General features: G+C 70.0%; 27 protein-coding genes and 1 tRNA gene. 15 read left to right on the top strand and 13 right to left on the bottom strand.

Annotated elements, in window-relative coordinates; all coding sequences use genetic code 11:
• Positions 1 to 59 precede the first annotated feature (59 nt).
• Positions 60 to 1,223 (bottom strand): mechanosensitive ion channel family protein, encoded by a 1,164-nt coding sequence (locus CK500_RS11530; protein ID WP_233139133.1) that lies wholly within the window; start codon positions 1,221 to 1,223, stop codon positions 60 to 62.
• Positions 1,224 to 1,331: 108 nt separating this feature from the next.
• On the opposite strand from CK500_RS11530, the gene CK500_RS11525 reads away from it, so the two are divergent.
• The 4 genes from CK500_RS11525 (at position 1,332) to CK500_RS11510 (ending at position 6,727) form a co-directional block, all read left to right on the top strand.
• The gene (locus CK500_RS11525) at positions 1,332 to 2,072 is read left to right on the top strand and encodes a proteasome assembly chaperone family protein (RefSeq protein WP_095637361.1); all 741 of its coding nucleotides are present in this window, start codon (positions 1,332 to 1,334) and stop codon (positions 2,070 to 2,072) included.
• Positions 2,073 to 2,145: 73 nt separating this feature from the next.
• The gene (trmB, locus tag CK500_RS11520) at positions 2,146 to 3,198 is read left to right on the top strand and encodes an HTH-type sugar sensing transcriptional regulator TrmB (RefSeq protein ID WP_095637360.1); all 1,053 of its coding nucleotides are present in this window, start codon (positions 2,146 to 2,148) and stop codon (positions 3,196 to 3,198) included.
• A gap of 260 nt (positions 3,199 to 3,458) precedes the next feature.
• Positions 3,459 to 4,181 carry a hypothetical protein gene (locus CK500_RS11515; protein ID WP_095637359.1) on the top strand — a complete coding sequence of 241 codons (723 nt, stop codon included), beginning with the start codon at positions 3,459 to 3,461 and terminating at the stop codon, positions 4,179 to 4,181.
• Positions 4,182 to 4,819: 638 nt separating this feature from the next.
• Positions 4,820 to 6,727, top strand: coding sequence for a DEAD/DEAH box helicase family protein (locus CK500_RS11510; protein ID WP_095637358.1), 1,908 nt, complete (start codon positions 4,820 to 4,822; stop codon positions 6,725 to 6,727).
• 18 nt (positions 6,728 to 6,745) lie between these two features.
• On the opposite strand, the gene CK500_RS11505 is transcribed toward CK500_RS11510, so the two are convergent.
• Positions 6,746 to 7,510: a sugar phosphate isomerase/epimerase family protein gene (locus CK500_RS11505; protein ID WP_095637357.1), complete on the bottom strand. Its 765-nt coding sequence runs from the start codon at positions 7,508 to 7,510 to the stop codon at positions 6,746 to 6,748.
• A 111-nt stretch (positions 7,511 to 7,621) separates the two neighbouring features.
• On the opposite strand from CK500_RS11505, the gene CK500_RS11500 reads away from it, so the two are divergent.
• From CK500_RS11500 to CK500_RS11485, 4 genes are all read left to right on the top strand, one after another.
• A complete protein-coding gene (locus tag CK500_RS11500; protein ID WP_095637356.1) occupies positions 7,622 to 9,385 on the top strand; it encodes a thiamine pyrophosphate-binding protein in 1,764 nt (587 codons plus the stop codon).
• A 128-nt stretch (positions 9,386 to 9,513) separates the two neighbouring features.
• Positions 9,514 to 9,954 carry a hypothetical protein gene (locus tag CK500_RS11495; RefSeq protein ID WP_095637355.1) on the top strand — a complete coding sequence of 147 codons (441 nt, stop codon included), beginning with the start codon at positions 9,514 to 9,516 and terminating at the stop codon, positions 9,952 to 9,954.
• A gap of 41 nt (positions 9,955 to 9,995) precedes the next feature.
• Entirely contained in the window at positions 9,996 to 11,066 is a 1,071-nt protein-coding gene (locus CK500_RS11490; RefSeq protein WP_095637354.1) for a Gfo/Idh/MocA family protein, read from the top strand.
• Positions 11,067 to 11,150: 84 nt separating this feature from the next.
• A complete protein-coding gene (locus tag CK500_RS11485; RefSeq protein WP_095637353.1) occupies positions 11,151 to 12,371 on the top strand; it encodes a DUF418 domain-containing protein in 1,221 nt (406 codons plus the stop codon).
• A 379-nt stretch (positions 12,372 to 12,750) separates the two neighbouring features.
• Here CK500_RS11485 and CK500_RS16890 read toward each other — a convergent pair whose 3' ends face one another.
• The 7 genes from CK500_RS16890 to CK500_RS11455 form a co-directional block, all read right to left on the bottom strand.
• On the bottom strand, positions 12,751 to 13,029 hold the full coding sequence (locus tag CK500_RS16890) for a hypothetical protein (RefSeq protein WP_144049553.1): 279 nt from the start codon (positions 13,027 to 13,029) through the stop codon (positions 12,751 to 12,753).
• 352 nt (positions 13,030 to 13,381) lie between these two features.
• Positions 13,382 to 14,101, bottom strand: coding sequence for a fumarylacetoacetate hydrolase family protein (locus tag CK500_RS11480; RefSeq protein ID WP_095637352.1), 720 nt, complete (start codon positions 14,099 to 14,101; stop codon positions 13,382 to 13,384).
• A 54-nt stretch (positions 14,102 to 14,155) separates the two neighbouring features.
• The gene (locus CK500_RS11475) at positions 14,156 to 14,665 is read right to left on the bottom strand and encodes a hypothetical protein (protein ID WP_233139128.1); all 510 of its coding nucleotides are present in this window, start codon (positions 14,663 to 14,665) and stop codon (positions 14,156 to 14,158) included.
• On the bottom strand, positions 14,665 to 15,030 hold the full coding sequence (locus CK500_RS11470; RefSeq protein ID WP_095637351.1) for a hypothetical protein: 366 nt from the start codon (positions 15,028 to 15,030) through the stop codon (positions 14,665 to 14,667). Before CK500_RS11470 ends, CK500_RS11475 begins: the two co-directional genes overlap by 1 nt.
• Positions 15,027 to 15,314 (bottom strand): ubiquitin-like small modifier protein 1, encoded by a 288-nt coding sequence (locus CK500_RS11465; protein WP_095637350.1) that lies wholly within the window; start codon positions 15,312 to 15,314, stop codon positions 15,027 to 15,029. Before CK500_RS11465 ends, CK500_RS11470 begins: the two co-directional genes overlap by 4 nt.
• A 61-nt stretch (positions 15,315 to 15,375) precedes the next feature.
• The gene (locus CK500_RS11460; RefSeq protein WP_095637349.1) at positions 15,376 to 15,759 is read right to left on the bottom strand and encodes a hypothetical protein; all 384 of its coding nucleotides are present in this window, start codon (positions 15,757 to 15,759) and stop codon (positions 15,376 to 15,378) included.
• Positions 15,760 to 15,870: 111 nt separating this feature from the next.
• Entirely contained in the window at positions 15,871 to 16,869 is a 999-nt protein-coding gene (locus CK500_RS11455) for a phosphate signaling complex PhoU family protein (protein ID WP_095637348.1), read from the bottom strand.
• 351 nt (positions 16,870 to 17,220) lie between these two features.
• On the opposite strand from CK500_RS11455, the gene CK500_RS11450 reads away from it, so the two are divergent.
• The 3 genes from CK500_RS11450 to CK500_RS11440 all read left to right on the top strand — a co-directional run bounded on the left by CK500_RS11450 (position 17,221) and on the right by CK500_RS11440 (position 19,721).
• Positions 17,221 to 17,331 (top strand) — tRNA-Glu (locus CK500_RS11450).
• Between the two features lie 122 nt (positions 17,332 to 17,453).
• Positions 17,454 to 18,689, top strand: coding sequence for a cystathionine gamma-synthase (locus tag CK500_RS11445; protein WP_095637347.1), 1,236 nt, complete (start codon positions 17,454 to 17,456; stop codon positions 18,687 to 18,689).
• Between the two features lie 84 nt (positions 18,690 to 18,773).
• Positions 18,774 to 19,721: a D-2-hydroxyacid dehydrogenase gene (locus tag CK500_RS11440; RefSeq protein ID WP_095637346.1), complete on the top strand. Its 948-nt coding sequence runs from the start codon at positions 18,774 to 18,776 to the stop codon at positions 19,719 to 19,721.
• 69 nt (positions 19,722 to 19,790) lie between these two features.
• Here CK500_RS11440 and CK500_RS11435 read toward each other — a convergent pair whose 3' ends face one another.
• Positions 19,791 to 20,156: a hypothetical protein gene (locus CK500_RS11435; RefSeq protein ID WP_095637345.1), complete on the bottom strand. Its 366-nt coding sequence runs from the start codon at positions 20,154 to 20,156 to the stop codon at positions 19,791 to 19,793.
• Between the two features lie 87 nt (positions 20,157 to 20,243).
• Positions 20,244 to 20,810, bottom strand: a complete 567-nt coding sequence (locus tag CK500_RS11430; RefSeq protein WP_095637344.1) for a peptidylprolyl isomerase — start codon at positions 20,808 to 20,810, stop codon at positions 20,244 to 20,246.
• 134 nt (positions 20,811 to 20,944) lie between these two features.
• On the opposite strand from CK500_RS11430, the gene CK500_RS11425 reads away from it, so the two are divergent.
• The 3 genes from CK500_RS11425 to truA all read left to right on the top strand — a co-directional run bounded on the left by CK500_RS11425 (position 20,945) and on the right by truA (position 22,674).
• Positions 20,945 to 21,145, top strand: a complete 201-nt coding sequence (locus CK500_RS11425) for a XapX domain-containing protein (protein ID WP_095637343.1) — start codon at positions 20,945 to 20,947, stop codon at positions 21,143 to 21,145.
• 108 nt (positions 21,146 to 21,253) lie between these two features.
• Positions 21,254 to 21,745, top strand: a complete 492-nt coding sequence (locus tag CK500_RS11420; protein ID WP_095637342.1) for a universal stress protein — start codon at positions 21,254 to 21,256, stop codon at positions 21,743 to 21,745.
• Complete coding sequence (truA, locus tag CK500_RS11415) at positions 21,742 to 22,674, top strand: tRNA pseudouridine(38-40) synthase TruA (protein ID WP_095637341.1); 933 nt, start codon at positions 21,742 to 21,744, stop codon at positions 22,672 to 22,674. The genes CK500_RS11420 and truA overlap by 4 nt, the downstream gene beginning before the upstream one ends.
• Positions 22,675 to 22,686: 12 nt before the next feature.
• Here truA and CK500_RS11410 read toward each other — a convergent pair whose 3' ends face one another.
• Positions 22,687 to 23,220 (bottom strand): Rrf2 family transcriptional regulator, encoded by a 534-nt coding sequence (locus CK500_RS11410; protein WP_095637340.1) that lies wholly within the window; start codon positions 23,218 to 23,220, stop codon positions 22,687 to 22,689.
• 493 nt (positions 23,221 to 23,713) lie between these two features.
• Between CK500_RS11410 and CK500_RS11405 the strand changes: the two genes are divergently transcribed.
• The gene (locus CK500_RS11405) at positions 23,714 to 24,643 is read left to right on the top strand and encodes an NAD+ synthase (RefSeq protein ID WP_095637339.1); all 930 of its coding nucleotides are present in this window, start codon (positions 23,714 to 23,716) and stop codon (positions 24,641 to 24,643) included.
• A gap of 1 nt (position 24,644) precedes the next feature.
• Here CK500_RS11405 and CK500_RS11400 read toward each other — a convergent pair whose 3' ends face one another.
• Positions 24,645 to 26,090: a M28 family metallopeptidase gene (locus CK500_RS11400; protein ID WP_095637338.1), complete on the bottom strand. Its 1,446-nt coding sequence runs from the start codon at positions 26,088 to 26,090 to the stop codon at positions 24,645 to 24,647.
• Positions 26,091 to 26,158: the final 68 nt, after the last annotated feature.

The raw sequence follows: 26,158 nt of genomic DNA, 5'->3' as shown, positions 1-26,158 counted from the left end.
GGTCTATCAGGCTTCCGGTTCCGTGGGAGCGCGACACAGGGTGTCTCACGCGGGATCAGTCATCGGTCGCGGCCCGGACCGGCGTCGCCCCCAGAGTCGACGCCATCCGAGGGGGAACCGCCTGCCGAGTCGCCGCCGTCCGCCGGCGTCGCGTCCGCCTCGGCCCTGTCCGCCTCGGCCCTGTCCGTCCCGGCGTCACCCGATTCGGTTTCTCCCGCCCCGGTCTCGTCCGCCTGACGCCCGCCGCTACCCCGGCCCTCCGGGTCGGGCTTGTCGCCCGCCCGTTCGCCCTCGGGACGACCGTCTTCCGGGCCGCCGACCCGCGCGACTCCGGAGGTGTCGTCGAAGACGAGGTGCCGGTGCGGGTACGCCATCTCCACGTCGGCGTCCGTGAGTCGCTCGCGGATCCGGATGTTCACGTCGGACTGGACCTTCGCGAGCTTGTACGGCTTCTTCACCCAGTACCGGAGGCGAAGGAGGACGCCGTCGTCGCCGAACTCGTGGATCCGGCAGTCCGGACTCGCGGTGTAGCGCGCGACGCCGACTCGGATGTCGGGGCCGCCGTCGATCACCGCATCGCAGTCCCGCGCGGCGCGCTCGATGAGCCGACGGGCCTCGGAGACGTCGCTCTCGTAGGTGACGAGCACGTCGATGGTCCGCCGGGTCCGCTCGTCCTCGGCGGAGTAGTTGGTCACGTCGCGCTCGCGCATGGCCCCGTTCGGCACGACGAGGAAGGTGTTGTCGAGCGTGAAGATCTTCGTGTACCGGATCGTGATGTCCTCGACGAACCCCGTCGTCCCGTTCTCCAACTCGATCATGTCGCCGATCTCGAACGGCTGGTCAGCGAGGATGAACACCCCGTTGATGAAGTTCCCGACGAGCGGCGCGAGGATGATCCCGATCACGGCGGAGAAGACGGCGGTTCCCACGAGGAGGTCGCCGAACCGGAACCCGACCGCCCAGAGCCCCACGAACAGCGAGAGCGTGATCGTCCCGACGCGGACGCCCCTGACGATCGTCTGCGCGACGCTCTGTCTCGACACGCGGCGGGCGACCGGCCGACCGATGAGCCGAACGAGGAACTTCGAGAGGAGAACGCCGGCCGCGACCGAGAGGAGCACGAACAGCAGCCGGCCCGCAGCGGAGTCCGCGGCCCCGCCGACCAGGTCCGCGAAGCGGGCGAGCAGCCCCGCACTTTCGACGAAGGCCTCGGGCCGTACCATAGCCAATCCGCCGTCGCCCACCCGAAAAAGCGTTTCTCCCGACGCTCGGGGGACGCGCGGTCCACCGTTTCGATAACCACTAACACATCCCCCCGCGAACCGGGGACTGTGTCGAACCCCTCACGCGACTCTCCGACGTTCAGCGTCACGCACGAATCCGCTCCGAGCGGCACCCTCGTCGCCGGCTTCTCGTCGTTCGGTCTCGCGGGACTGACGGCCGTCGACTACCTGGTGGAGAACCTCGGTCTCGAACAGACCGGCCACGTCCGGGCCGAGGGCCTCCCGTCGATCACGCCCTTCGAGAAGGGCCGGCCGCGGCGACCGATCCGACTGTACTCTGCCGACGACGTCGACGTCACCGTGCTCGTGGCCGAGCAGTTCGTCCCGCCCGCCCTCGGCGAGCGGCTCGCGGCCGCGGTCCTCGACTGGACGGAGTCGGCGGGCGTCTCCGAGATCGCCGTGCTGTCCGGCGTTCCCATCCCGCACGGCCCGGACGCGCACCGCACCTTCCACGTCGCGACGGCGGACTACCACGAGCGGCGCCTCGACGACGACCGCGTTCCGCCGATGGAGTCCGGGTTCCTCGACGGGACGAACGCCTCCCTGCTCGAGCGGGGAATCGACTCGCCGCTCGGCGTGGGTGTGTTCATCACCCCGGTCCACGCGCAGGCGCCGGACGCCGACGCCGCCCTGCGGCTCGTGGAGGCGATCGACGAGACGTACGACCTGGGCGTCGACTCGGCGCCGCTGATGTCGTTCGCGGCCGACGTGCGCCGCCACTACGAGGACCTGGCCGAACGGATCGAGGACCGCGAGCCGGACGGAACCTATGATCGAATGTACATGTAGGATCCGCCTCTGAAAACGCGTGCTACTCGGCTCATAGTAAAAACCTATATCGGAGGGCCGCCACGTCACGTGCATGACCGACGATCTCCGCGGCACGCTCGACCGCGTCGGGGACCGCTTCAACCTCGGCGAGTACGAGATCGACGCGTACCTCGCCGTGTTGGAACACGGGGAACTGACCGCGAGCGACATCGCCGACCGGACCGACATCCCGCAGCCGCGCGTGTACGACACGGTCCGAAGCCTCTCGGACCGCGGGCTCGTCGAGCTCCGCGAGTCGCGTCCGATGAAGATCGTCGCCGTCGACCCGGAGGACGCGTTCGGCGACCTCCGGTCCTCGTTCGCGGAGATGGTCGACGAGCTGGCGGCCCGCTACACCGCCCCGACCCGCGAGACCGAGGCGGTGTCGCTTGTGAAGTCGCGGTCGACGATCCTCCGGTACCTCGAAGAGGTGATCGCCGGCGCCGAGTACGAGCTGGCGCTGTCGCTCACGCCGGGGCTCCTCCGCCGCTTCCGCGACGAGCTCGCCGCGAAGGTGCAGGCGGGCGTCAGCGTCGAACTCCTCGTCACCCCCGCGTCCCGCGCGCCGGACCCCGAGGAGTTCGACTACCTGGAGGTGGCGACGATCGCCCGTGCACGCCGCGGGATCACCACGCCAATCTTAGCCGTCGGCGACGGGGAGTACTCCGTGTACGCCACGCAGGACGCGCTCCGCGACGACCGCGAGCGGTACGGCGTCATCTTCAACCGCTCCGCGCTCGGGTTCCTCGTCTCCGGCTTCTTCGGCACCGTGCTGTGGACGACCGCCGAGACGCTCGCCGCCGACGGTGCCGCCCGCCCGTTCCCGCGCCGCTACGCCTCGATCCGCCGCGCCGTCAAGGATGTCCGGGAGTTCGAGGGCGAGGAGTTCTACGCGACCGTGGAGGGCCGCGACATCGAGACCGGCGACTCGGTGACCGTCCGGGGGCGCGTCGTCGACCTCGCGTTCGAGGACAGCGAGGAGGTCGCGTCGCTCACCGTCGAGACCGAGTCCGGCCGGGTCGACATCGGCGGTCGCGTCGCCTCCCTCGAAGACGTCGAGGGTCAGGAGATCGTTATCGGTCGCGGCGAGCCGCCGGCGCTGTGACCGTCTGAGTCGGCCGGGGTCCCCGCATCGCCGTCTCAGCCCCACGCATCGCCGTCTCAGCCCCACGCATCGCCGTCTCAGCCCCACGCATCGCCGTCTCAGCCCCACGCATCGCCGTCTCAGCCCCACGCACCGCCGTCTCAGCCCCACGCATCGCCGTCTCAGCCCCACGCACCGCCGTCGCGGTCACCGAAGTCGACGATCGCCGACCCCCTGTGCCGCCGTAACACACTTAAGAGCACACTCTGTATCGATACCCAGTGGCATCCCGACAGGGCGGGCCGGGAGACGCCGAGTCATCCCGTCCCGGATCGACGGAGCGTCGGACCGCGTCCACGACCGCGCCGGCGGGGGCTCGCCGGCGGGCGGCGACGAGATCGGACTCCCTCCCGCACGGGTCCGACCCGGACGCCCCTCGAAGCCGGACCCCGAACGCGGGGAAGCGACCGTCGGTAGGGCGAACGGCGGAGGATCCGCCAGTTCGCGACCCCGAGCTCTACGCCCTCACCGATCACTTCCGCGAGCGGTTGGAACAGCCCGGGAGATACGTTTCGACCCGGACCGTCAGCGACGCGATCCGTCGCGGCCAACTCCGCTGGAACCGGACGGACGGCTGGCGGTTCGCCCTCGTCGACGGCGGGATCCGGTTCGTCGTCGTCGTGAGCGACACGGAGACGAACTCCCCGGTGGTCGTCACCGGCTGGACCGAGGTGGCCGACCGCGAGGCGGCCTTAGAGGCCCCCCGGTGGGACCCCGTCGACGTCGATACCATCGCCGTGCGGACGGCCCTCTCCGAGTCCGCCTCCACGCCGATCCCCGACCGGATCCGCCCCCGGACCGTGACGCGCCCGTTCGAGGTCGGCGAGCACCGACTGGAGACGGAGCCCGGCGAGCCGTTCGTCCGCTGTACGGCCTGCGGCTGTCGGTTCCGGTCGAAGGACGCCATCACCGGCCGCGGCTGTCACGGTCGATCCGGTCGGTAGCGGGAGTACGCGAATCACCGCGGCGGGTCGGTTGTTTATAAGTCGGATTGTGGTGTTTCTGGCGGCTATTTATACGTGATCGACGATGCTACGGTGAAGATCTCCAAAGCCCCAGCCGCTCGGTTATAAGCCGTTGACTACGGATCGACTGTGAACACTTTCAAAGCCCCAGCCGTGAGGCGGGCGCACACTCGCTGCGCTCCTCGTCACTCGCGTTGCTCGTTCCTGCGGTGCTTACATCGCCTGCGCCCGCCTCACGGCTGCCCCTTTGAGTCCCACCCCGCCCCTCACAGCACCGCAGCCTCACGCCTCCCCAACCTCGTCGCTGGCGCCTTATAAGGCGCCAGCGACTCCCTCGTGCGGGCTGCTCGCGGCCGCTAGGAGCGGCCGCTCACAGGCACACGCCACCGCACCGTTATTATAAGCGATCGTCGCTGTCGCTCACGGCTGGTTTATATACTGTCTCACCACCGACGATCTGCGAGACTTACTCCCGCAATCAGGAACCACTCCTCAGCGACCGGTCATTTCGGGCGAGTATCCCCCTGAAAGGGAAGGTTTCAACGAATCTCCTTCATCCTGCTCCGTCGTCGGCCGCGGACGCTATCCATTTCCCCCTCGCGACCGAACCGGAGGTAATGACCGACAACTCCGGCGATTCCGAACCCGCCGCCGGTGAGGCTGTCGATTCCGACGACGCCGCAGCGGAACTCTCGATCGACCGCTTTCACGAGGCGTTGGAGGCCGAGGAGCGACCGGTCGCGACCGCGAGCGAGGTCGCGCGCCGGCTCGGGACCTCGCAGGCGACCGCGCGCGACGCCCTCGCCGCGCTCGTCGACCGCGGCGACGTGGACCGGCTCGACGTCGAGAGCGACCCCGTCGTCTTCTACCCCCGCGAGTGGGGCGCGCTCGCGAGCCGCGAGCGCGTCGTCGCGTTCCCCGACCGACGGGAGATCGTCGTCGACCGGCCGACGCAGTTCACCCGCGCCCGCCTCTCGCAGTTCGCGCACCTGATCGACACCACCGGCACCGAGCCCGGGACGCGCGGGTACCTCTACCGGATCAGACAGGAGGACGTGTGGGCCGCGCCGTTCGAGGACGCCGACGGACTCATCTCGAGCCTCCGGTCGGTGCTCCCCCGCCGGTTCGACCACCTCGAGGACTGGATCCGCGACCAGTGGCGCCGCGCGCACCGCTTTCGGCTGTACACCCACGAGGACGGCTACGTCGTCCTCCAGGCGGCCTCCGAGAGCCTGATGGGCAACGTCGCGGACCAGCACCTCGATGACGACCACCTCCGGGCGCCCATCTCCGAGACGGAGGCGTGGGTCAACGAGGACGCCGTCGCCGCGGTCAAACGCGCCCTCTACGACGCCGGCTACCCGGTCGAGGACGACCGCGACCTCGACGTGGGCGACCCCGTCGACGTCGACCTGACGACAGACCTCCGCGACTACCAAGAGACGTGGGTCGAGACCTTCCTCGACGCGCGCTCCGGAGTGTACGTCGGCCCGCCGGGCTCCGGGAAGACCGTCGCCGCCATCGCGACCATCGCGGCGGTCGGCGGCGAGACCCTCATCCTGGTTCCCTCCCGCGAGCTCGCCGGCCAGTGGCGGGAGGAGCTGCTCGACCACTCCACGATCGACCCCGCGGACATCGGACTGTACCACGGCGGTCAAAAGGAGATCCGACCGGTGACGATCGCCACCTACCAGATCGCCGGGATGGACCGCCATCGCTCGCTGTTCGACTCCCGGAAGTGGGGGTTGATCTGCTTCGACGAGGCGCATCACATCAGCAGCCCGGTCTATAGCCGTACGGCGGAGCTACAGACCAAACACCGCCTCGGCCTCTCGGCCACCCCGGTCCGCGAGACCGGCAGCGAGGAGGAGATCTACACCCTGATCGGGCGGCCGATCGGCGCGGACTGGGACGCCCTCTTCGAGGCCGGCTTCGTCCAGGAGCCGGAAGTGGAGATCCGGTACGTCCCGTGGCGCGACGAGCTGGCGCAGAGCGAGTACGCCGCGGCCGACGGCCGGGAGCGAACGCGGGTCGCGGCCGAGAACCCCGCGAAGATCGAGGAGATCCGCTACCTGCTGGCCGCGCACCGCGACAAGAAGGCGCTCGTGTTCGTCGAGTATCTCGATCAGGGCGAGGCGATCGCGGACGCCTTGGGAGTTCCCTTCATCAGCGGCGAGACGCCCCACCGCGACCGAGCGGAGCTGTTCCGGCGGTTCCGAGCCGACGGGGAGTCGTCGGCCGATTCAGACCGCGACCGGAACGCGATCGACACGCTCGTCGTCTCCCGCGTCGGCGACGAGGGGATCGACCTCCCGAACGCCGAACTCGCGGTCGTCGCCAGCGGGCTCGGGGGGTCGCGCCGACAGGGCTCACAGCGCGCGGGTCGCACCATGCGGCCGACCGGCTCCGCGCTCGTGTACGTGCTCGCGACCCGCGGGTCGAGCGAGGAGGAGTTCGCGCAACGGCAGATGCGTCACCTCGCGCGCAAGGGAATCCGGGTGCGCGAGACGAACGTCGCGGAGTGAGCGGCGGTCCGCGCCGAGTCACACCAGCGCGTCACGCAGCGCCCGCGCCCCCTGCTCGATCGACGCGATCGGGTCGGCGGGGTCGTCGTGCTCGTAGACGAGCCACTCGCAGTCGGCGTCACGGGCGCTCGCGACGACCGCGTCGAGGTCCACGTCGCCCTCGCCGAGCGCGACCGACTCGCCTCGTCCGAGGTCGGCGTCGGACACGTGGACGTGGGTGATCCGGTCGGCGTGTCGGTCAATGAGCGCGGCGGGGTCCGCCCCGCCGACGAGCGCCCAGCCCACGTCCACCTCGAACCCGACGCGCTCGTCGGTCCGGTCGATCAGCCGCTCTATCGCGGGCGCCCCGTCGACCGCGGCGAACTCCTGGTCGTGGTTGTGGTACGCGAGCCGGACGCCCTCGGCGCCGAGGGCGTCCGCGAGGCTGTTCAGCCGCGTCGCGACCGCGTCGACGGCGGCCGCGCTCTCGAACTGCTCCGCGTCGAGCCACGGGACCACCAGGGTGTCGACGCCGAGCCGGTCGTACAGGTCGACGGTCTCGTCGAACCCGTCTTCCAGCGCCTCGGTCGGCGCGTCCTCCAGCGACTCGATCGGGACGTGCGCGGACGCGGCGTCGAGGCCGTTACGGTCGAGCGCCGCGAGCACCTCCTCGACCGGCGACTCGCGTACTCGGTAGGCGAACTCCACTCCGTCGAAACCGGCCGCGCCCACCCGGTCGAGAAGCTCCGGAACAGGGGCGTCGAGCGAGCGCAGCGTGTACAGCTGGACCGCGGTGTCGACCATGTCCGCCGTCTCTCGGCCGGCGCCGTATCGGTTCTGGTTCGTGAGGGGCGAGAGGGGGGGCCGATCTCCCGCCGTCGAAGCTTTCAACACCCGGTCCGTCGACCTCGGAGTATGGACACGGACGAGTCCCCGAGCGGTACGGACCCGAGCGCGGCCGACGCCCCGACCGTCGCCGAGGCGGTCGTCGAGCGCATGCTCGACCGCGGGGTCGACGTCGCCTTCGGGATCCCCGGCAAGCAGACCCTCCCGCTGAACCGGGCGCTCGCCGACCGCGACGCGCGGTTCGTCGTCGCCCGCCACGAGACCGCCGTAACCCACCAGGCCTGGGGGTACGCGGAGACGAGCGACCCCGGCGAGATGGCGGCGTCGATCGTCGTCCCCGGCCCGGGCGACATGAACGCGATGAACGGCCTCAAGAACGCCAAAAACGACTGCGTCCCCCTCCTCCACCTCGCGGTCGAGACGGAACGCGAGGTCCGCGGGGGCGACGGGATCCACGAGACGCCGCCGGAGACGTACGACACCGTCGTCAAGGAGAACGTCCTCGTCGACTCGCCCGCCGGCGCGGTCCCGGCCGTCGCCGAGGCGATCCGCGTCGCGCGCGAGCACCCGCAGGGGCCGGTCCGCGTGGGGATCCCGAAGGACGTGCTCGCGAGCCGCACGCCCCAGCCGGCGGTCGGCGAGCGCGAGCCGGCCGCACCGCCTGAACCACCGGCGGACGCGGTCGACCGCGCGGCCGACCTGCTCGCCGGGGCCGACGTGCCGGTGATCCTCGCGGGCGGCGGCGTCAGGCGCTCCGGCGCGAGCGGTTCGCTCCGCGCGGTCGCTGAGCGCCTCGACGCTCCGGTCGTCACGACGTACAAGGGGAAAGGGACGCTCGACGAGACCCATCCCCTCTCCGCCGGCGTGCTCTGCGGGGGATCGAGCACCGAACTCCGCGAGCTCCTCGCCGACGCGGACCGCGGGCTCGTCGTCGGCTCCGACCTCGACGCGGTCGCGACCGCCTCGTGGTCCGTCTCGCTGCCGGAGTCGCTGGTCCACGTCACGCTCGACGGCGACGACATCGGGTTCGGGTACGAGACCGATCTCGGGGTCGTCGCGGACGCCGACCGGTTCCTCCGGTCGCTCGGTGACCGGCTGGCGGGCCGCGACGAGACGCACGGGTCGGCGAGTGAGGCCGGAGCGACCGAGGCGCCGGTGGACCACCCCGACGAGTCGACCGGCGCCGCGCGGGCCGAGGCGGTCCGCGCTGCGGACCGCGAGCGGTTCGACGCGCTCACCGACGGACGCGCCCCCGGAGCTCCCCTCAGCTCGGTCGAGGCCCTCCGGGAGGTCCGCGAGGCGGTCCCGGCGTCGGCCGTCGTCACCGCCGACGCCGGCGGCTCTCGGCAGTGGACGCTCGTCTCGTTCCCCGCGGCCGGCCCCTCGGAGTACGTGAATCCGGGGTCGTGGGCGACGATGGGAACCGCGCTCCCGTCGGCGATCGGCGCGGCGCTCGCGGATTCCGACCGCGGCGCGGTCGCGCTCGTCGGCGACGGCGGGCTCCTGATGTGCGTTCACGAGCTGCACACGCTGGCCGCGGAGGGGCTCGACGTGACCGTCGTCGCGTTCAACAACGACGACTACGCGATCATCAGCGAGGCGGCGTCGCGGTCGCACGACCTCCCGGCCGGCGCGTACGGGTGGGCCGAGGCGGGGCTGGACCTCGTCGCCGTCGCGGAAGGGATGGGCGTCCGGGCCGACCGGGTGACCGAACTGGAGGCGGTCGGCGACGCGGTCGCGTCCGGGGTGGCCCACGACGGCCCCGCGCTGATCGAGATCGTCACCGATCCGAACGAGCCGCAGGCGAGCGAGTGGATGACGCGGGAGCGGTGAGTTCGGTCGCGGCTCCGCGCCGCTCCCGACCTCCGCGTCCCCGCCTCCCGTCCGCCTCGGTTCCCTTCACGGGTCGCGTTTCGGGTATCTGAAGCGAGATATATGTCGGGGGAACGTCGACGTGGCGTATGCGCAACCCCTGGGTCCACGACGACGTGCCGGAGGGCGCCGACACCGGGTACGATGGGCACGTGGGGCTCCTCGCGACCCTGGTCTGGGCGGCCCTCGCCGTCGCAGTCGGCGGGTTCGTCCTCCTCTCGGCGACCGGGGTCGTCGACCCCGTGCTCGACGGGTCGGCGGAGACGGTCGTCACGTACGTGGTCGCCGCGCTGGCCGCGGCGCTCCTGCTTCCCCTCCTCCTGCGGCTGCTCCTCATCTCGCGGCTCCTGGCGACGGTCGCGTTCCTCGGGAGCGGATGGGTCCTCGGCCGGTTCGTGTGGACCCGAGAGTCGGAGCGACTCGAACGGCTCCTGGTCGGCGGCGAGGGTCTCGGCGTCGGCGGGGAGTCGACCGAGCAGCTGATCGAACTGCTCGACGTGCTGCTTTCCGCTGTCGTCGCCCTCGCGTAACCGGGCGTGAGTCTTAACAACAACCGTTGTGAACTCGGCCCATGACACGCGCGAACGACGTCGCCGTCGGCATCGTCGGCCTCGGCGGGATCGGTCACCACCACGCGAGAAAGCTCGCCGACCGAGGCGCGAACCTCGTCGGCGGGATGGACATCGACGCGGACGCGCGCCGCCGGTTCCACGAGGAGTTCGACGTGCACGCCTACGAGGAGGAATCGGCGCTCTACGACGCCTGCGACGCCGTGCTCGTCACGACGCCGAACCGGTTCCACGAGGAGTACGCGGTCTCCGCGCTCGAGGCCGGCCTCGACGTGCTCTTGGAGAAGCCGCTGGCGCACTCGCTGGAGAGCGCGGAGCGGATCGCCGAGGCCGCCCGCGACGCCGAGGGGTTCTGCATGGCCGGGTTCAATAACCGGTTCGCGGAACCGGTGCAGGTGCTGAAGGAGTACCAGGCGGAGGGCCGGTTCGGCGAGACGACCCACGTCGAGGCCAACTACGTCCGCCGCCGGGGCGTCCCCGGCCGCGGCTCGTGGTTCACGTCCGGCGAGGTCGCCGGCGGCGGCGCGCTCATCGACATCGGCGTCCACGCGATCGACCTGGCGCTCTACTTCCTCGATCACCCGGAGGTGGTCGAGGTGTCCGGCGAGACGCGCTCGGAGTTCGGCGGCCGCGACGACTACGCGTACATCGACATGTGGGGCGACGACGCCGGGGCCGAGGGGTTCGACGTGGAGGACTCCGCGTCCGCGTTCGTCCGCACCGCCGGCGGTGCCACCGTCTCGCTGGAGGTCGCGTGGGCGACGAACCGCCCGACGAACGACGGGTTCGCGGTCCGCGGCACGGAGGCGGGCGCGACGTACGACCGCGGGAGCGAGGAGCTCACGCTCCACGAGGCGACCGCCTTCGACGGCGACCACCACCACTTCTCCGACGCCGAGATCGAGACACGGGCGGGCGACAGCCACGCCGCCGAGCAGGCGGCGTTCCTCGAGGCGGTCGCCGCGGGCGAGGCACCCGACATCAACACGGTCGAGGAGGCGCTGTCCGTCCAGCGCGTGATCGACGCGATCTACCGGTCCTCGGAGCGCGGCGAGGCGGTTCGGCTGGACTAGCGGGCCGGTCTGGTCTGCCGGACGACCACCTTCGACCGCATTCCGAACCTATTCGGTCCTGCGTTCCCATCTACGAGCCAACTCGTGACCCGCGACGCCGGCCCGACGCCTCCCTCTGACCGAATCGTCGCCCTCGACGCGCTCAGGGGTGTCGCCCTGCTCGGCATCCTCCTGATCAACGTCTGGTCGTTCTCGATGCCGGAGCAGACGCTGTTGAACCCCACCATCTACGCCGACGGCGCCGTGTACGGCGAGTTCGCGGGCGCGAACTACTGGGCGTGGGCGTTCAGCCACGTGTTCGCCCAGAACAAGTTCATCACCCTGTTCTCGGCGCTGTTCGGCGCGGGCATTCTGCTGTTCATCGACAGCAAAGAGGAGAAGGGCCAAGACGCGGTGCGGCTCCACTACCGACGGACCGCGATCCTGATCGCGATCGGGCTCATGCACGCGTACCTGCTGTGGTACGGCGACATCCTCGTCGCGTACGGGGTGACCGCGCTGGTCGTCGTCGCGTTCCGGGACCTCGATGCGCGGCAGCTCGCCGGGGTCGGTGCGGTCTTCCTGCTGTTTCTCCCCGTCACGGAGCTGCTCGCGGCGGTCAGCCTCGGCGGCGACGCGATCGCGTCCCAGTGGGCGCCGGCGGAGTCCGTGCTCCGCGAGCAGGTCGCGACGTACCGCGGGGGGTGGATCGGACAGCTCGACCACCGGGTCTCCTCGTCGATCAGCCGACAGACCAGCGGGTACATCAGCGGGAGCTTCTGGCAGGTCGGCGGCACCATGCTCCTCGGGATGGCGCTGTACCGCGTGGGCGCGATGACCGGCGAGCGGTCGTCGTCCTTCTACCGGCGGCTCGTCGCGCTCGGCGTCGTCGGCCTCGCGATCACCGTCGCCGGCGTCGCCTACATCCAGGCCAACGACTGGAGCGCCGACGCCGCGCTGTACTGGCGGCAGTTCATCTACGTCGGCAGCTTCCCCCTCGCCGGCGGCTACCTCGGGCTCGTGATGCTGTACGCCCGCCGGCGCCCGGACGGGCCAGTGACGCGCGGACTCGCCGCGGTCGGTCGGACCGCGTTCACGAACTACCTGCTCCAGACGGTGATCGCCACCACCGTCTTCTACGGCCACGGACTGGGGCTGTTCGGCTCCGTCACCCGCGTCGAACAGCTCGGGTTCGTCGCCGCCGTCTGGGCGGCGCAGATCGTTCTGTCGGTGGCATGGCTCAGGTACTACCGGTTCGGCCCCGTCGAGTGGGTGTGGCGGACGCTTACCTACGGGGAGAAACAGCCGATGCGGAACCCGGAGTGAGTGGTAATCGGGCGGTCTGGAGGACCCGTCAGAACTTCACCGTGGGATCCTACTGAGCGCCGATTTGCGGTTCGTAACTCGTTGCTGAGGCGGTGAGCGATTCAAGCGGAGATATGGTCGTGCAGCGAGTCGCTTCGGCATGTCGTCGGGAGGTCTTCGCTGAGAAGGAAGGCACAGAATTCGGTGAACTCGGCGTTTGCCGTCTCATTACACAATACTCGTGTCTGTGTATCTGTCTCAAGATACACGTCAACGACAGTCGGCGTATCAGCGAATAAATACTCGAACCCAGTTACCCACGCACTGATGATGGCCACGACTGTGAGAAGACCTATCGTAAGACTCGTCGACGTGAGCGTGAATTCCGCTTGTGGCTGACTCAGATATCCGTTGACGAAAAGTCCCGCCCACCGGTGAGGACGAGCGCAACAAGGGTGAAGAAGACCCCTAGTGTTCGGGCTCCGGTAAGTGTCGTGTTCTCTTCAATTCGTACTGCCGTCAGATCATCAGTATGAAGCGTGAATGAGTGGCCACCTGAGGAAGCGGTCTCACCGCCGGTGTCCGTATACGTGATCGTAGACTCACCGTACTCGATCTCGCCGGTGGTGTCGGCATCGAGAACATATTGGTTCGCCTGGCCGGGTGCTGTATCGCTCATTGAGTGCCGATTGGGCCACGACCCCAACTTGCGAGGAGCACACCTGGCTCACAACGATCAAATAGACGCTTAATCACAGAGCGATCGACATCAAACGAGACCCACGGACATCCATCGCTGTCGGGACCACCAGTACGTTGTAATCTAGCGCGTTCTCCGGCACAGCAAACACGACACATCTGCCTCGTATCGTCATATGGCGAAGCGATCACGTTGGGTTGTGTCTGTCGGTGCTACTTGTAGATTGTAGAATATATCCTAAGTACAGGTGTTTGAGGGTGAGCCAGACCAACCAAACTGGCGGGACTCGGATGTGCACGCCACCGCATACCGATCGGAACGCTGACTCCGGTCACTCCCCGTCGACGACCGGATTCGATAGCGTCCCGACACCCTCGTAGGTGATCTCCACGCGCTCGCCGGGCTCGACGAGCCCCGGGTTCGCCGGGCTCCCGAAGGCGATGCAGTCGCCCGGCTCGAAGGTGAACCGCTTTGAGAGATACGAGACGATCTCGTGGGGCCCGAACAGCATCAGCTCGGTGTTCGCGTCCTGCCGCTGTTCCCCGCCGACGGTCGTCGAGATGTCGAGGTTCGTCGGGTCAACGTCGGTCTCGATCCACGGGCCCAGCGGCGCGGAGCCGTCGAACGCCTTGCGCGCGGTCCGTCCCTGCTGGTCTAAGGCGTCCACGTCGTTCATGACGGTGTACCCGCGGACGACCTCGGGCACGTCTTCTGGGTCGACGTTCCGACACCGCTCGTCGATGACGGCCACCAGCTCGCCGGCGTAGGTCAGCTCGTCGGTCCACTCGGGGTACCGGACCGGCTCGCCGTGCGCGAGCAGGCTCGCGGGCGGCTTGATGAAGAAGTCGGGCTCCTCAGGTCGTTCGTACTCCATCTGGTCGAGCGTCTCCGCGTAGTTCCGGCCGACGCAGTAGAGCGCGCTCGGGTCACAGGGCGGGAGGAGCCGCCCGTCGCAGCCGACCTCGTACCGGCCGTCCTCGGCGATCACGGTCCCGTCCTCGTAGCGCCCCGAAACCGGTCCGTCCGGCGTGAGCAGGCGAGCGAGTCGCATGCCGGCACGTCTGCGCGCGGCGTCGAAAAGGCGTCGGTGGCCGCAAGCGAGCCGTCACTCCTCGTCGCGACGATCCGGGTTTCCGGGGGTCCCATCCGGGGCTCCGGGAGTCCCGATCACGACGCCGGACCGGATCTCCAGTGCCGTCTCGAACTCCGCCCGCCGGTCGTCGTCGCCGGCGCGTTCGACCGCGGCCTCGTGGGCCCGGGCGACCGCGTCGCGCTCGCGGTCCGAGAGAGCCAGCCGGTCGGCGATCCCCTCCCAGTGGTCGGGCTCGACGAGGAACGTCTCGCGGTCCGGCTCCGCCGCGATCCGCTCGTAGCGGCGGCGGTACTCGTCGATCCGCGGACCGAGATCTGCCTGCACCCGAGCGAGGAGGTCGGGGAGACGCTCGGCGGGAACGCTCGCGAGCGCCGCCGTCTTCACGAGGGCGGTCCCGTCGATCGGATACGGGCCGGGGGATCCGGAGCCGTCGGGGTCGGGGCCGTCGGCGGCCTCGGGGTCGGCACCGTCGGAGCCCTCGCCCTCGGAGCGATCGTCGGCGGGGGCGTCGCCGTCCGTCATCACCCGCCGGCGCGCATCGCCTTCTGCCGGTATCTGGGGAGCAGCTCCGCGAGCGCCTCGGGGTCGCCCGCGAACGAGGCGGTCACCTCGGTGAGCGAGATGGCCCCGGTGGCCTGCACCTTCTCCGCGCTGAGCGCGACGCGCCACTCGTCGCCGTCCACGCGGGTCGCCTCCGCCGGGTCGTCGGTGCCGACGAGCTCGCCGCCGAGGTTGACGAGGTAGTGGGCCGCGAGGCGCCGCGAGATGCCTCTGTACGCGACCTCCTCGCGTTCCCAGCCGTCTTCGGCTGGCGGGAGATCGACGTCGCCGTCGAGCGCTCCGTCGTTCGCGTCCTCGGCGTCGCTCTCGCGTCCCGCGTCAGTCATGTCTCGCACCCGCCGGCGACCGGCGGGAACACGGAGACCCGGTCGCCGTCGTCGAGCGGGGTGTCGAGCCCGTCGAGGTGGAGCACCTCGCGGCCGTTCTTCAGGACGCTGATCTGCGGCGCGAGGTCCCCGTCGACGATCAGGCGTCCGTTCATCCCCTCGTACTCCGCCTCCAGGTCTCGCAACACGTCGCCGACGGTCGATCCGTCCGCGAACTCCGCGATGACGGTCTTTCCTCCGGCGGCCTCGCGGAACGTCGCGAAGAACCGCAGTTCGAGTTCCATACGTGTGCATCGGGCCGGGGCGGCTTAAAAACGGGCGCCGGCGGCGGAGCCGTCGGACCGGTTACAAGTCCGACAGCCGGATCCCGTCTTCGACGAGCCGGAAGTTCCGCTCGCGGTCCAGCTCGCCGCCGAGCCACTCGTGTTCGTAGAGCTGGCCGATGAGCTCCACGTAGAGGTTCCGCCACGCGATGGCGTAGATCGGCGACTGGCCCCACGCGCGCAGCTCCGGGACGAACTCGTGGTACGTGCTCGCCTGCGCCTCCATGCGCTCGACGGCGTCGGCCACGACCTCGGCCGCCTCCGCGGGCTCCGCGTCCGCGATCTCGTCGTTCAGCCGGGACTGGATCCCGGCGATCGCGCGCCGCATGTCCTGCTCGGCGGTGCCGTCCTCCTCGGGCAGCGACTCGACGACGCCCCTCGGCACGCCGAGTTCGATCTCTGGCATACCGATCCGTCCGACGGCGACGCCCAAAAAACCCGCTTCCCCGGCGATTCGACCGACGGTCTTCGGCGATCGGGACGCGTCAGTTCACCGTGTCGGCTCGGAGCCGAGCGGTCACGGCGTCGGCGCGGCCTTCTGGAGCGCCGTCTCCGCGACGTTGCCGCCGTAGTCGGCCGAGCGGAGCACGGAGTCGACCACGAGCCCGAGCAGCTGCGCGCGGGTTGGGTCCAGCTCCCGGAGCAGCTCGTCGATGGCGCGCACCCGCTCGTCGATCGCCCGGACGCCGGTGCGCGCCTCGTTCGCGAGGGCGGTCGCCTCCTCGCTGTCGTCCGCGAACAGCGCGTCCATCGCGGTGTCTATCACCTCGATCGCGTCGCCGTAGAGCTCGTTGACCGCCTCGACCACGTCGTCGGGCAGCGGCTCCTCGATGCTCAGCGTCAGGTGCGCGATCTTCGTCGCGTGGTCGCCGATCCGTTCGAGCTGGCGGGCGCTGGAGTGGTAGTCGAAACACTCCTCCCGGGGGAGCCCGAGCTCTTCGGCCGCCTTCGGCGTCCGGAGCGTCGCCCGGAAGATCCGGGAGACGACGAGCCAGAGCCGGTCGAGGTCGTCGTCCCGCCCGATCACGTCGCGCGCGAGGTCGTGGTCGCGCTCGGAGAGCGCCGCGATGGCGTCCTCCAGCATCGACAGCGAGATCAGCCGCATCCGCGTGACCGCGTTGTGAATGGACAGCTCCGAGGAGTCGAGCAAGTCCTGCACGACCACGCGGTCGCGGGTCTCCTCTAACACCTCCAGCCCGACGAGGCTCTGGACCGACTCGCGCACCGTCGACCGCTGCTCGGTGGTGATCTCGGCGCCTTCGAGTTCGATCACGTCGAACCCGCTGACGTACATCGTCGTCACGGCGCGGGTGAGCGCCTGTCCCGTCAGATCCGAGATGTCGAGCGTCCCGCGGGTGCGTTCCTCCTCGGAGTGCGGCGTGAGGAACAGCGAGTCACCGTCGGGGTGGAACTCGATCTCGGTTCCCGCCTCGACGTCGTTGTCGGTCGCCCACGTCTTCGGAATCGAGACCGTGTACGTCGAACCGCCGGTGACTTGCACCTTCCTCGTCTCCATATCTCGATGTGGTCCTCCGTCTCCCTTAAATTTACCTGAAATATATACTCTCCTATAAATGCCTCTAAGAGCCGATATACTCGGATTTATAGGACTACCCAGATCTACACCCTCGAGGAATACAGATTAATTGTTATTGGTCTATATTTTATATAGCACTATATACCATATCCGAAATGCGATCGAGAGCCCGAATTCGGAGGCGAGTCAGGGCCGAAGCCGGAACCGAAGCGAGGGCTGAAGCCGCCGCCCGACTCCGGTCCGAACCGGACGACGAGGACCCTGCCGACGCCTCCCACGGTGCCGCGAGTTAAGAAGAGTTAAATCGGATGCGGCACAACCCGAAATTGCGCTCGGTTGGTGTAGTCCGGCCAATCATGTTGGCCTTTCGGCAGACGCGGCGCACCGACGCGCCGGTTTGGAAGACAGCCGACGACCAGGGTTCAAATCCCTGACCGAGCACTTCTCTCAGTCCCGCTCCGCCAGCGGCCGCGCTCGTCGTTCGCTCCCCTCACCCCTCTCCCCTCACTCCTCCCGCACCTCGGAAGGGAAAGAATCACTCCCCTCGGCGACGACCGTCCGGTATGAGCGACCCATCCGCCACCGGCGAGGACGACGACACCCGCGACGGCGACCGCTCCCGCAACGGGGACGATTCCCGCGACGACGACCGACGCTTCGAGACCCGCGCGATCCACGCCGGGCAGGAGCCCGACCCGGAGACCGGCGCGCTGATGACGCCGATCCACGCGAACTCCACGTATCAGCAGGACGGGCCGGGCGAACACCGCGGCTACGAGTACAGCCGGACGGGGAACCCGACGCGGACCGACCTCGAATCGAACCTGGCCTCGCTGGAGTCGGGGAGCCACGCGCGCTGTTTCGCCTCCGGGATGGCCGCCATAAACACCGTCCTGAACCTGCTGGAGGCGGGCGACCACGTCGTCGCCGGCGACGACGTGTACGGGGGGACCCACCGCATCCTCACGCAGGTGTACGAGCAGTACGACCTCGAGACCACGTTCGTCGACACGAGGGACCACGACGCGGTCCGGGACGCGATGCGCGAGGAGACGGAGCTCGTGTGGGTCGAGACGCCGACGAACCCCCTGTTGAACGTCAACGACATCGGCGCGCTCGCCGACATCGCCCACGCGAACGACGCGCTCTGCGCGGTCGACAACACGTTCGCGACCCCGTACCTCCAGCGCCCGCTCGAACACGGCGCCGACATCGTCTCCCAGTCGCTGACGAAGTACCTCGGCGGCCACTCCGACACCATCGGCGGCGCGCTGATCGTCGACGACGCCGAGCTCGACGAGCGGCTCGGCTTCTACCAGAACTCGGTGGGCGCGACGCCCGGCCCGTTCGACTCCTTCCTCGTGTTGCGCGGGACGAAGACGCTCTCCGTCCGGATGGACCGCCACTGCGAGAACGCGATGGAGCTGGCGGCGTGGCTGGCGGACCACGACGACGTGAGCCGCGTCTACTACCCGGGCTTAGAGAGCCACCCGGACCACGAGCTCGCGGCCGAGCAGATGGACGCGTTCGGGGGCATGCTCTCCTTCGAGTTCGACGGCACCCTCGATCAGGCGTCGACGGTCGTCAGCGAGACCGAGGTGTTCACGCTCGCGGAGTCGCTCGGCGGCGTCGAGAGCCTGATCGAGCAGCCGGCCGCGATGACCCATGCCGCGATCCCGCGCGAGGAGCGGCTCGCTGCCGGCCTCACTGACGGGCTCATCCGGGTCTCGGTGGGGATCGAGCACGTCGACGACATGAAGGCCGACCTCCAGCGGGCGTTCGACGCGGCGCTCGAGTAGGCCGGGACCGACTGCGGACGAGCGGATCCGGCACCGGTCGCCGGACGGGCATCCTTTTTATCCGTTGCGCCGAGTCTCCCCGCCATGAGCGACCCAGACATCGTCGTGTTGCGGCAGACGATCCACGGCTCGGACGGCTCGGCGCTGGCCGAGGCGATCCGCGAGCGACTCCCCGACCGATCGGTCGCGCTGGCGCGGACGCCGACCGAGGAGCGCGAGCTGCTCGAGACCGCGCGGATCGCGGTCGGGCTCGACGTCGACGAGGAGCTGCTGGCCGCCGCCGAAAACCTGGAGCTGTTCGCGTGCGTGTTCGCCGGCACGGGGCACCTCCCCCGCGACGCGCTCGCGGACCACGGCGTCGCCCTGACGAACGCCTCGGGGGTCCACCGGCCGAACATCTCCGAGCACGTCATCGGGTCGATGATCACCCACGCCCGCCAGTGGCCGCGCGCGCACCGCCAGCAGGAGCGCCGGGAGTGGCGGAGCTACGAGACGACCGAGGTGTACGGCTCGACCGTCGCCGTCGTCGGGCTCGGCGCGATCGGCGAGGCCGTCGTCGACCGGCTGGAGCCCTTCGACGTCGACACCACCGGGGTCCGCTACTCGCCCGAGAAGGGCGGGCCGACCGACGAGGTGTACGGGTTCGACGAGTTCCACGACGCGGTCGCGGACGCCGAGTACGTGGTGCTCGCGTGTCCGCTGACGGAGACGACCCGTGGGCTCGTCGACGCCGACGCGCTCCGGACCATGCGGGCGGACGCGGTGCTCGTCAACATCGCGCGCGGGCCGGTCGTCGACACGGACGCGCTCGTCTCGGCGCTCCGGAACAGCCGCATCCGCGGGGCCGCGCTCGACGTGACCGACCCCGAGCCGCTCCCCGAGGACCACCCGCTGTGGGGGCTCGGGAGCGTCACGATCACGCCGCACAACGCCGGCCACACCCCGCACTACTACGAGCGCGTCGCCGACATCCTCGCGGAGAACGTCGGCCGGCTCGACGGCGGCGAGGAGCTCGAGAACCGGGTCGTGTGAAACCGGGTCGTGTGAGCGGGCGGCCGGAATGCGTGGGGGGTGCTTATAAACAGGAGTGGCGCAAAGGCGTCACTCGCTATCTTCTGTCTCTCCGGCCGTCGCCCGTTCGATCGGGAATATCGTCGTGTCGGGCGCGTCGAACGGACCGTCCGCGCCCGTGAGCCACGCGGAGAGGTAGACGGCGCAGGCCGCGATGACGGCGAGCGGCAGTTGGAAGGTGAACACGCCGTAGACGACCGTCACGACGACGGTGGCCCGGACGAGCGTCCGCCGATTGGTACCGCCGTAGTACACGAGCGCCGCGACGACGAGGGCGGAGAGCCCGATTCCCGCGCCGCGGAGGAGTTGCTGTTGAAGGACGACCGCGTACAGGAAGACGGCGATACCGATCAGAACTAATCCCGCCGCGATGGCGGTGCGTTTGTTGGAGGGCATCTGACTCGCACATCAGCGATCACGGACTTAAAAGTGTGCTCACCGCCTCGGAGGATCGTTCGCGGGCGTCGACCGCGGGTCTCCGTCCTACTCGTCGACGGTGACCTGCTCGATCTCGACCGTGTCGCGGGGTTCGTCCTGTCGGTCGGTCGGAACGGAGCCGATCTCCTCGACGACGTCCATCCCGTCGATGACCTGCCCGAAGACGGCGTGTTTGCCGTCGAGGTGGGGCGTGGCGTCCAGCGTGATGAAGAACTGCGAGCCGTTCGTGTTCGGGCCGGAGTTCGCCATCGAGAGGATGCCCGGACCGTCGTGGGTGAGGTCGTCGTGGAACTCGTCGTCGAACTGGTAGCCGGGGCCGCCGCGACCGGACTCCTGCGGGTCGCCGCCCTGGATCATGAAGCCCTCGATGACGCGGTGGAAGACGTTGCCCTCGTACAGCGAGTCGCCGCGGACCTCGCCGGATTCGGGGTCCTCCCAGGTGTTGGTGTCGCGGGCCGGCTCGGCGTCCGCGGCGGGGTCGTGACGCGCGAGTCCGAGGAAGTTCTCGACCGTCTTCGGCGCGCGGTCGGCGAACAGCTCGACGACGACGTCGCCGTGGTTCGTGTGGAGCGTCACCTGCGGGTTGTCGGGGTTGGAAACCTCTCGTGCCATGTCCCCGTGGAGGGGCGCCCGTCTGAAAACCCTGCCCATCCGCGCCGTGCCGGCCGGCGGCCGGGGTCCACCTCGACGTCGACGGACCGGCCCGTAACGTCGGCCTTATGAGTCGACGCCGCCGACCCGCCGACATGAGTTCCACGCCCGTGCTGACGGTCGCGGCCCTGATCGTCGGCCTCACGGTCGGCGCGCTGTTCGCCTTCCTCCGCGTCCCGATCCCCGCCCCGCCCGAACTCCCCGGCGTGGTGGCGATCGTCGGGATCTACCTCGGCTTCAAGCTGGTCGGCTACGCCGGCGTCGGCTTCGACCTGCTCGACGCGCTCGGGCTGTAGGGGGCCGCCTCCGTGAGCGACCGCCTCCGTGAGCGACCGCCTCCGCGGACGGTCCTCTCGGACACGACGGCCGGTACCGTTTTCCACCCGGCGGGCGGACCGTCACGTATGTACGACGACATCCTCCTCCCCGTGGCGCCGGGCGGGAAGGGGAACGACGCGATCCCGCACGCGGAGAGCCTCGCGGAGCGGTACGACGCGACCGTCCACGTCGTCTCCGCGATCGACACGGTCGCGCAGACGCTGCGCGGCCCGCAGGCCGGCGCGTTCGCGGAGCGCGTCGAAGACGCGGCCGAGGAGCGGGTCGAGACCGTGACGGCGGAGCTGGAGTCGGCGGGCGTCGACGTGGTGGGCAGCGTCGTCCGCGGCGAGCCCGTCGACGTCATCGAGAACGCGATCGACGACGTGGGCGCCGACATCGTCGTGATGCCGAGCCACGCGCGCTCCGGCCTCCAGCGGGTCCTGCTCGGGAGCGTCACCGAGAAGGTGGTGCGCGTCTCGCCCGTCCCGGTCGTCACGGTGCCGATGGCCGACGATGATGCGGAAGAAGCGGAGGACGGAGAGGCCGCGGGCGCGGGCGACGGCCCCGACCCGGAGTGACCGACGGCCCGACGGCGACCCGCGCGTTCCGGGTCGCGTACGACGGCCGCGAGTACGCCGGCTTCCAGCGCCAGCCGCACGCGACGACCGTCGAGGGCACGCTCCTGCGGGCGCTCGCCGAACACGGAATCGTCGACCGCGGCGACGGCCCGACGCACGCGACGCCGCCGGGGTACGCCGCCGCGGGGCGGACCGACGCCGGCGTCTCCGCGGTCGCGCAGACGGTCGCGTTCGCGGCGCCAGAGTGGCTCACGCCGCGCGCGTTCAACGGCCACCTCCCCGGTTCGGTGCGCGTGTGGGCGGCCGCCGACGTGCCGGACGGGCTCCACGCGACCCACGACGCGGTCCGGCGGACCTACCGCTATCACCTGTACGCGCCCGTCCGCGACGCGGACGGGAGTCGCGACCGCGGAGACGCCGGCGATAGCTCCGGCCGTCGCGACGCGGACCCCGACCACGCCGTCGACGACGACCGCGTCCGCGAGGCGCTCGCGCGGCTCTCGGGCGAGCACGACTTCCACAACCTGACGAGCGACGAGACCGGGACCGTCCGCGACCTCTCCGCGACTGCGACCCGGGCGGGCGACCTCCTCGTCGTCGAGGTGAGCGCCGACGGGTTCCCGCGGGCGCTCGTGCGCCGGCTGGTCGCCGCCGTCCGCGCGGTCGGGCGCGGAACGGCCGACCTCTCCCTGATCGACCGGCTGCTCGACGCCGAACCGGTCCCCGGCGAGCTCGGGATCGGTCCCGCGCCGCCGGAGCCGCTGGTGCTCTGGGACGTGGCCTACGAGGGCGTCTCGTTCGCGGTCGACGGCGAGGCCGCCGAAAGCGCCCGCGTCGCCTTCGGAGAGCGGTACCGCGACGCCAGACACGCCGCCGCGGCGACGGGCGCGATCCGGGACCGGATCGCGGGGACCGATACGACCGGATAACGGCCGACCGCGCTACGCCGCCCGCTCTTTGCCCGGAGTCTCCATCCCCTCCACCCGGACCAACAGCGTGTTGCCGTCGACGTGGGTCGCGTCGACGACCCCCGAGAGTCGGAGCCCCGCGCCGGGGGTCGGACCCACGGTCACGCGGTCGCCGGCGTCGAAGGTGCCGACCGGCCCGCGGATCACGAGCTCCGCCCGACACAGCTCGGGATTGGCGACGCTCGAGAGGTCGATCTCCTCGACGTTGACACCCTCGACCGGGTCGCCCTCGCGCTCGACCGGGGTGCTGGCGGCGCCGTCCATGCGCTCGATGTCGAGCGTCTCGTAGGCCGCGTCAGTCGGGACGTACCCGCCGTGGGGCCCGGCGACGCCCTCGACTAACCCGATGTCGCGCAGGCTCTGCATCCGGTTCCGGACGGTACCGGCGTTCCGGTCGATCGACTCGGCGATCCGCCTGCCGGACACCGGACGGTCGGCGTTCTCGGAGAGGTTCACGAGCGCGGTGAGCACCCGTCTCTGACTCGTCGTGAGCTGGATCGACGACATGGACAAATCGAGTGAATCTGTCTGTATAAGTATTGGGTTATTTTCTCCTTATATTGTTTATCCAGACAGAGAATGGCGATTAAAGTTCAGTATATGGTCTCAATTAGAGATATATGTATGCGTCTGTTTCATACGATATCTTTACAAGAATATATTGCCAGATTCTACATCTATTTCCCAAAAATGTTGATTGTCAATGTACAAATCGTGTTTGGTCTTGGTGTTCTGGATGCAATATGGGGAAGACCTTAAACAAACACTACCGTGAGTATTTACCCGTTCGTTCGGAAGCGGCAGGCGAACATGAGCTTTCGAGACGACGCCCGCACGCGTTTGCGGCGGGTTCGAACCGTGACGGTCGATCGGACTCTCCGCACTCCCCGCAGTCCCCGCGAACCGCACGCTTCTCGGGGATCACCTCCACGCCGAGCGGCTCCGAACCGATCGCCGCCACACCGATCGGTTCAGAAACCGCCGTTCGGAGGGCCGGCCGATGGGTGACCGCCGGTCGAGCGCGTTCGAGCCGGGAGCGATCCCCGATCGATCCGCGGCCGCGGCGTCGACCGGAGACGACTCGTCCGACCGCGTCGCGACCGCCGACTCCGGCGCCCTCGACCCGTCCGACGCTCCGGACCCGGCCGCGGAACGGGAGCGGATCCGGACGTTTCTCGCCGACGAGGTCGCGGCCGCGAACGCGGCGGGGCTGGTCGTCAACATGAGCGGCGGTCTGGACTCCACGGTCACGGCGGCGCTGGCGGTGGAGGCGCTCGGCGCCGACCGCGTGTATGGGCTGATCCTCCCCTGCAACAAGATCGGGGCACCCCACGCCCGCGACGCGGAAGCGCTCGCGGACGCGCTCGGGATCGACCACGACACGGTGCACCTCCAGCCACTGTTCGCGCAGTTCGGCGCGGTCGCGCCCGACCGGTTCGACCTCCACGACGAGCCGGTCCGCTCCGGGAACGCGATCGCGCGGCTCCGGATGGCGATGGCGTATCTGGCCGCGAACGCGACGGACCGACTCGTCTGCGGGACGACCAACCGGAGCGAGCGCCTCCTCGGCTACGTCACGAAACACGGCGACGGCGCGGCCGACCTGCTCCCGCTCGGGCACCTGTACAAGACCGAGGTCCGCGCGCTCGCCGCGGAGCTCGACGTGCCCGAGTTCGTCGTCGAGAAGCCGCCGACCGCGGGCTTTCTCCCCGGCCAGCGCGACGCCGACGACCTCGGGGCCTCGTACGAGGCGATCGACGCCGTGTTGCGGCTCGGCGTCGACCGCGGGCTCGACGCCGAGGCGGTCGCCGAGCGGCTGACGGGCGACGTCGACGTTTCGGCGGAGACCGTCGCCGACCTGCTCGCGCGCCACCGCGCCACGGCGCACAAGCGCACGACCCCGCCGATGCCGGCGGACCGAGGGAACTGACTCACTCCCACCCGGCCGGCCAGAGGTCGGCCGCGCGCATGCCCGTCTCGAAGTCGGCCTCTCTGAACGCCGCGATCAGGTCCTCGCGGTCGAGCCGGGGGGCGTCGCGCTCCGGGGCCGCGAACTCGGCGACGAGCAGCGCCGTGAGCATCGCGTGCTCCCGGACGTTTCGGTCGTCAACCTTGTCGAGGGTGTCCGCGTGGGTGTGCCCCCATCCCCGCCCGCGGTCGCCGGAGTCGCTGTGGAGCTGGAGGGCGGGCACCCCGCGCCGGACGAACGGCCACTGGTCGGAGAACGGGTGCGGCTCGGCGTCGACCGCGATCGGCTGGTTGGTCGCCGTCGACACCGCTTCCGCGACAGACGCCGCGGTCTCGGAGGCGTGCGCCAGCGCCACCAGGTCGCGGAACCGCCCCGCGCCGTCGACGTTGACCACGCCCTTGACCCGGTCGAGGTCGAGCCGCTCGGCCAGCCGCTCCGCGCCGAGGAGCCCGACCTCCTCCGCGCCGACCGCGACCACGTCGACGCCGATCGGGAGGTCCGCCTCGGTCAGGATCGCCGCCGCGGTCGCGACGGTCGCGATCCCGCAGCCGTTGTCGAGCGCGCCCTCCGCGATGTCGTGGGCGTCGTAGTGCGCGACGAGGAGGAGCCGCTCGTCGGTGTCCGGACCCGCGCGACCGATCACGTTCCGGCTCTCGCCCGGTTCGGTCGTCGCCGTCACCGACAGCTCGGCCTGCGCGACGGAGCCCGATTCGGCGGTCTCCCCGTTCCCGCCGCCCCCGCCGACCGCGTACTCCCGGAGCCACGCGCCGGTCTCCTTCGAGACGCCGACGGCGACCGCGTCGGCCTCCCGGCCGAACGTCAGCGACCCCGTGGGCGGGAGCTGGCCGTCGAGGTGGTTGACGAAGACGAAGCCGACCGCGCCCGCGTCGATCGCGTAGCCGAACTTCTCCATCCGGTGGACGAACCGGCCGCCCTCCGGCGTCGTCGTCGACGCGACCGCGATCCGGCCCTCGACGTCCCGCTCGTCGATCTCGGCGGGCGTCCCGTATCCCACGTCGACGAGCGCGCCGTCGACGCTCCCCTCGGGCGAGTACGGGAGCGCGAGCGCCTCGAACTCGCGGGTCGCCGCCGCGCCGTTGCGTCCGGGCGCCGTCACCCGGAGCGTCGCGTCCCCGCGCTCCCACGCGTCCATCTCGAACGGTCGCGTCTCGATCCCCGAGAGCCCCGCCCGCTCGAACGCGTCGGCGACGATCGCGGCGGCCCGGCGTTCCCCCTCGCTGCCGGCCATCCGGCTCCCAATCGCGGTGAGGTCGGTGAGGAAGCGCCGCGGTCCGCCGTCGGTCCATGTCCGGCCGAGCGCCGGCGCGAGCTCGGCGCGTCGCTCGCGGACGCGCTCGACGGCCGCCGGATCGATCGACACGTCCGTCTCGTTCGGCTGTGAGTGCATGGGGTGGAGTCCGCCGGCGGCGGGTTAAGCGTGTGGCTCGCGGCACCGGAAACGCTACGTTCAAGTGG

The organism is Halorubrum salipaludis (assembly GCF_002286985.1).
GTDB classification, from domain to species: domain Archaea; phylum Halobacteriota; class Halobacteria; order Halobacteriales; family Haloferacaceae; genus Halorubrum; species Halorubrum salipaludis.
The sequence above is the reverse complement of the archived record's forward strand: the minus strand, read 5'-3'. Positions and strand labels throughout refer to the sequence as shown.